This window comes from Sphingomonas sp. CCH9-E2 (assembly GCF_001557215.1).
GTDB lineage: Bacteria > Pseudomonadota > Alphaproteobacteria > Sphingomonadales > Sphingomonadaceae > Sphingomonas.
In genome coordinates, this window is sequence record NZ_LSJM01000301.1 from 1 (window position 1) to 5269 (window position 5269).

Annotated in this window: 6 protein-coding genes; 1 reads left to right on the forward strand and 5 read right to left on the reverse strand. The window is 67.2% G+C overall.

Annotation, left to right across the window (positions count from 1 at the left end):
- Positions 1 to 22: 22 nt before the first annotated feature.
- Both AX681_RS13870 and AX681_RS13875 read right to left on the reverse strand, forming a co-directional pair.
- On the reverse strand, positions 23 to 697 hold the full coding sequence (locus tag AX681_RS13870) for a response regulator transcription factor (RefSeq protein ID WP_066660378.1): 675 nt from the start codon (positions 695 to 697) through the stop codon (positions 23 to 25).
- Positions 698 to 722: 25 nt separating this feature from the next.
- Positions 723 to 1034 (reverse strand): hypothetical protein, encoded by a 312-nt coding sequence (locus AX681_RS13875; RefSeq protein ID WP_066660376.1) that lies wholly within the window; start codon positions 1032 to 1034, stop codon positions 723 to 725.
- Positions 1035 to 1157: 123 nt separating this feature from the next.
- On the opposite strand from AX681_RS13875, the gene AX681_RS13880 reads away from it, so the two are divergent.
- Positions 1158 to 2936 (forward strand): ABC-F family ATP-binding cassette domain-containing protein, encoded by a 1779-nt coding sequence (locus AX681_RS13880; protein ID WP_066660374.1) that lies wholly within the window; start codon positions 1158 to 1160, stop codon positions 2934 to 2936.
- Between the two features lie 30 nt (positions 2937 to 2966).
- On the opposite strand, the gene AX681_RS13885 is transcribed toward AX681_RS13880, so the two are convergent.
- The 3 genes from AX681_RS13885 to AX681_RS13895 are packed head-to-tail and all read right to left on the reverse strand — an operon-like array spanning position 2967 to position 5200.
- Positions 2967 to 3863, reverse strand: a complete 897-nt coding sequence (locus AX681_RS13885; RefSeq protein ID WP_066660371.1) for a diacylglycerol/lipid kinase family protein — start codon at positions 3861 to 3863, stop codon at positions 2967 to 2969.
- A gap of 42 nt (positions 3864 to 3905) precedes the next feature.
- Complete coding sequence (locus AX681_RS13890) at positions 3906 to 4394, reverse strand: hypothetical protein (RefSeq protein WP_066660368.1); 489 nt, start codon at positions 4392 to 4394, stop codon at positions 3906 to 3908.
- Positions 4391 to 5200 carry an ATP-binding protein gene (locus tag AX681_RS13895; protein ID WP_066660365.1) on the reverse strand — a complete coding sequence of 270 codons (810 nt, stop codon included), beginning with the start codon at positions 5198 to 5200 and terminating at the stop codon, positions 4391 to 4393. Before AX681_RS13895 ends, AX681_RS13890 begins: the two co-directional genes overlap by 4 nt.
- Positions 5201 to 5269 lie beyond the last annotated feature (69 nt).

Here is a 5269-nt window from a genome sequence, read left to right on the forward strand (position 1 = left end):
GCGGGAGGGGAGAAGAAGAACCTTAAGCACCGGCCTCCGCCGGCTCTTCGAGGCTGTAGCCCAGGCCACGGATGGTGGTGATGACGTCCGCGCCGAGCTTCTTGCGGATGCGGGTCACGAACACCTCGATCGTGTTCGAATCGCGGTCGAAATCCTGGTCGTAGATATGTTCGATCAGCTCGGTGCGGCTGACCACCTTGCCCTTGTGGTGGAGCAGATAGGACAGGAGCTTATATTCCTGTGCGGTCAGCTTCACCGGCTCGCCCGCCTTGGTCACCTTGCCGCTGCGCGTGTCGAGGCGGATGTCGCCCGCGATCAGTTCGGCGCTGGCATTGCCCGATGCGCGGCGGATGAGGGCGCGCAGGCGGGCGATCAGCTCTTCCGACTGGAACGGCTTGGCGACATAGTCGTCGGCGCCCGCGTCGAGGCCGGCGACCTTGTCCGACCAGCTGTCGCGCGCGGTGAGCACCAGCACCGGGGTGGTCTTGCCCTCCCGCCGCCAGCGGTCGAGCACCGTCAGCCCGTCAATCTCGGGCAGACCGAGGTCGAGGACGATCGCGTCATAGGCCTCGGTCGAGCCGAGATAATGACCTTCCTCGCCATCGCTCGCGGTATCGACGGCATAGCCCGCGCCTTCGAGCGTGGACTGAAGCTGGTTGCGGAGATTGGGTTCGTCCTCGACGATCAGAACGCGCATCGGTGTTTCCCTCTTTGTCGCCGGGTCAGCCGCCCGACCGGCTCATCACCTGACCGGTGCGGCCGTCGACATCGATCCAGATGACGTTTCCATTGCGCAGGAACTTCAGCGTGTAAATGCCGGTTCCTGAATCGAAGTCGAAGCCGAGATAGCGGGCGCCCTGACGCTCCATCTGCGGCACCACCCGCGCCTCGATCGCGCGGAGCGGGAGCAGACGGCCCTGGAGGCGGCCTTCGCGCGCAGCCTCCTGGTCGCTGCGCCGATCTTGCGGCACAGCGTGAACCGGGGCAGCGGCGGCGAGACACGCGCCGAGACAAAGGACACCAAACATCTTCATGACGGGGATGGCATAGCCCCGCCGCGTTGAACAGCCCGTGAATGCGGCGGAAAGGTGGCTGTCAGGAACGGGCGGCCCGACAATGCTTGCCCGATGGCGCGCGCGGCCCTACCTGCCCCCGCCATGGCTGCCCCCGTCCTCTCCTATGAAAAGCTCGGCCTGATCCAGGGATCGGGCTGGTTGTTCCGCGACCTCGACATCCAAATCGGTGCGCGCGACCGGCTGGCGCTGATCGGGCGCAACGGCGCGGGCAAGACGACCCTGCTCAAGCTGATCGCCGGGCAAGTCGATGCCGACGAGGGCCGCCGGACGATCCAGCCGGGCACGCGTGTCGTGATGCTGGAGCAGGAGCCGCGCATGGCCGGCTGCGTCACGCTGATGGATTATGTCCTGTCGGGCGACGACGCGCCCGCGCGGCACGAGGCGGAGGCGATTGCCGACCAGCTGGGCATCGACCTGTCGCGCAAGGCGGCGACCGCGTCGGGCGGCGAGCGGCGGCGCGCGGCGATCGCGCGCGCGCTCGCCATGGACCCCGACGTGCTGCTGCTCGACGAGCCGACCAACCATCTCGACATCCATGCGATCGAATGGCTGGAAGAGTGGCTGACGCGCTATCGCGGCGCGTTTGTCGTGATCAGCCATGACCGTACTTTTCTGACCCGGCTGACGCGGCAGACGCTGTGGCTCGACCGCGGGTCGATGCGGCGCGCAGAAGTCGGCTTTGGCGGGTTCGAGGCATGGACCGACCAGGTCTATGCCGAGGAGCAGCGCGCGGCGGAGAAGCTCGACGCCAAGCTGAAGCTGGAGGAGCATTGGCTCCAGCGCGGGGTGACAGGGCGGCGGCGGCGCAACCAGGGGCGACTGACCAAGCTGCTGGAGATGCGGGCCGAGCGCGCGGCAATGACCGGGCCGCAGGGCGCGGCCAACCTGACCACCGCGGCGGACGATTCGAAGACCAAGGTGGTGATCGACGCCAAGCACGCGTCAAAAAGCTACGGCGACCGCACGATCATCCGCGACCTGACGCTGCGCATCACGCGCAAGGACCGGATCGGCATCGTCGGCAAGAATGGCGCGGGCAAGTCGACCCTGCTCAAGCTGCTGACCGGCGAGATCGAACCCGATAGCGGGACGGTGACGCGCGCCAAGACCATCGATCCGGTGATCATCGACCAGCAGCGGAGCCGGATGCAACCCGACAAGACGGTGCGCGAAGTCGTCGCCGATGGCGGCGAGTGGGTCGATGTGCTGGGCGTGCGCAAGCATATCCATGGTTACCTCAAGGAGTTCCTGTTCGCGCCCGAGATGGTCGAGGCGAAGGTCGGGACGCTGTCGGGCGGCGAGCGCTCGCGCCTGTTGCTGGCGCGCGAGTTTGCGCGGCCGTCGAACCTGATGGTGCTGGACGAGCCGACCAACGACCTCGACCTCGAAACGCTCGACCTGCTGCAGGAAGTGATCGCAGATTATGACGGCACAGTGCTGATCGTCAGCCATGACCGCGACTTTCTGGATCGCACCGTGACGATGACGATCGGGCTCGACGGGTCGGGCACGGTCGACATGGTGGTCGGCGGCTATGCCGACTGGGAAGCCAAGCGCAAGGTGCGGACCGAGGCGAAGAAGGTGACGGCCAAGGTCGCGCCGGTCGCGGAAACGCCCAAGGCGCGGACCAAGCTGAGCTACAAGGACCAGCGCGATTATGACCTGCTGCCCAAGCGGATCGAGGAACTGGACGCGGCCATCGCCCGCGACGAAGCGGCGCTGGCCGATCCGGAGCTGTATTCCAAGAACCCGAAGAAGTTTGACGCGCTGATGGCGGCGATCGCCAAGGCGCGCGACGAGAAGGACGCGGCGGAATTGCGCTGGCTGGAGCTGGCGGAGATGGCCGAGGGTTTGGGGTAGGTTTAAAGCCCCTCCCCTTCAGGGGAGGGGCTATTCAGCCGGCACCACCACGTCGATCGCGCGTTCGGCCACGCGCACCGTCACAGGCACGCGCGCGAGCACTTCGCCGTCGATCGAGATGCTGCGGCGGGGACGGGCGTCGAGCTTCAGCTCGGTGCCGCGAAACTCCTCGACCAGTTTCTCGCGGCCGCGCAGGCGGAAGAAGCGCAGATACCAGTCCCACGCCAGCCGCCAGCGATTGCGGCCGGTGACGACCTGAATCAGCATTTCGCCGCTTTCGACGCTGGCCTCGTCGCTCATCACCACGCCACCATGGAATTTGCCGTTGAGGATGCGCACCTCGCTCGCCCACATGCGGTGCGGGCCGCGCGCGTCAGTGACGGTGACGCGGAATGGGCGGAAGCGCGCGAAGCACCACAGCGCCCAGGCGAGATAGCCGACGCGTCCCGCATATTTCTTGAGGTTATGCGGCACCGTCTTTCCGATCATCGGCGACAACCCCATCGCGGCGGCGTTGGCGAAATAGTCCCCGTCGATCATGCCGAGATCGACGCGGCGGCGCTTGCCGGTCGCAATCGCATGAATCGCGCCGTCGAGGTCGAGCGGGATGCCGAGGGTGCGCGCGAAGCTGTTGGCGGTGCCGAGCGGGAGGACGGCGAACACGACATCCTTACCGACGACGTCATCGACCACGCCCGACAGCGACCCGTCGCCGCCGCCGACGATCACCATCGGCGCGCCGCTGTGGATCGCGTCGCGGACGGTGTCGTCGAGCAGGTCGGGGTCCTTCACCGGATGCGCGGCGATCAGGCGGATGCCGGCTGCCGCGATCTTTTGCCGCGCAGACTCGAACAGCGCTTCGCCGCGCCGTGACTTGGCGTTGACGATCAGCACGGCTTCGCGCGGGACAGGCAGGGTCGTTGTCATCGCGCAATAACAGCGTGGAGGCTGGGAAGGTCCGTCGTGCGATCAGTAAAGCAGCGCACGTTCGTCGATTTCCCGAAAGACCGGCAGGTCGAGCGTGGCAATATCGGCCCAGCCGACATGGACGACATCTTCGAAATACCAGCGGTCATGGTCGCCATCCGATTTGGAGTTGCAGCGCAACGTCACGCGCTGGCCGAAGGGCAGGCGCACGATCCACTGGTCGAGATTGGGGCGATATGGGGTGTGGTTGGCGACGTTGAAGCGCAGCCAGAGATGATCGCTGCCCTCCATCCGCGTGGCGAGCGGGACGCGGCCGTCCTCGATCTCACCCAATGCGCCATAGCTGGTGACGGGGACGAAGCCGTCGCGCGCGCGATACTCGATCCGCTGGTACCAGCCCTGTTCGCTTGCGTGCGGGGGATCGAACGGGACTTCGCGGGGCAGGGCGTTGCGCACCGCTGACCAGGGCATGCCGCGCGCCGCCTTGTCCCAATGGATATGGACATGCTGGATCGCGAGCTGTCCTCTCACAGGCGCTTGCCGTGCCTCCCGGCGAGATCGACGACATATTGCCAGGCGACGCGGCCCGAGCGGCTGCCGCGCCGCGTTGCCCAGTTGATCGCCTCCGCCGCGTCGAACGGCAGGCCGTGGTCCGCGGCATAGGTCTGAACGATCGCGACATAGGTGTCCTGATCGATCGCGTGGAAGCCGAGGCTGAGCCCGAAACGGTCGGCGAGCGCGAGGCTGTCGTCGATACTGTCCCGCGGGTTGATCGCGCTCGCCTGTTCCTCGAGGTTGCGGGGGATCAGGTGGCGGCGGTTCGAGGTGACGAACAGGCGGGTATTGGCCGGGCGCGCTTCCGCTCCGCCTTCGAGCAGCGAGCGGAGCGCGCGGCCGTCGGAGGCGGCGTCGAAACCGAGATCGTCGAGGAACACGACGAACGCGCGCGGCGCTTCGGCAAGGAGCGCGAACAGGGTGGGGAGGGTGTCGAGCGCGTCGGCCTGTGCCTCGACCAGCGCGACAGCTCCGCCTTTGGCCTGAACCGCGGCGACGGCGGCCTTGCTCAGCGCAGATTTGCCGGTGCCGCGCGCCCCCCACAGCAATGCGTCATGCGCGGGAAGCCCGGCCGCTAGGCGGCGGACATTTTCGACCAGCGTGGCTTTCTGGGCGTCGATCCCGACCAGTTCGGCCAGCGGGAGCGGGGCGAAGGCGCGGGCGGGCTGGAGATATCCTCGATGCCAGACATAAGCGGGATGCGCGGTCAGGTCGGGCGCGGGCGGCGGTGGCGGCGCGAGCCGTTCAAGCGCGGCGGCGATGCGGTCCAGCGGGTCGGTCATCGGCCCGAGGGCTAGGGGGTGAGGCGGGGGAAGGCAATCTGTATTCCTCCCCTGAGCTTGTCTCAGGGG

What these genes read in the sequence shown, in the direction of transcription:
- AX681_RS13870 (WP_066660378.1), bottom strand. Translation starts at nt 697, where the DNA reads ATGCGCGTTCTGATCGTCGAGGACGAACCCAATCTCCGCAACCAGCTT.
- AX681_RS13875 (WP_066660376.1), bottom strand. Translation starts at nt 1,034, where the DNA reads ATGAAGATGTTTGGTGTCCTTTGTCTCGGCGCGTGTCTCGCCGCCGCT.
- AX681_RS13880 (WP_066660374.1), top strand. Translation starts at nt 1,158, where the DNA reads ATGGCTGCCCCCGTCCTCTCCTATGAAAAGCTCGGCCTGATCCAGGGA.
- AX681_RS13885 (WP_066660371.1), bottom strand. Translation starts at nt 3,863, where the DNA reads ATGACAACGACCCTGCCTGTCCCGCGCGAAGCCGTGCTGATCGTCAAC.
- AX681_RS13895 (WP_066660365.1), bottom strand. Translation starts at nt 5,200, where the DNA reads ATGACCGACCCGCTGGACCGCATCGCCGCCGCGCTTGAACGGCTCGCG.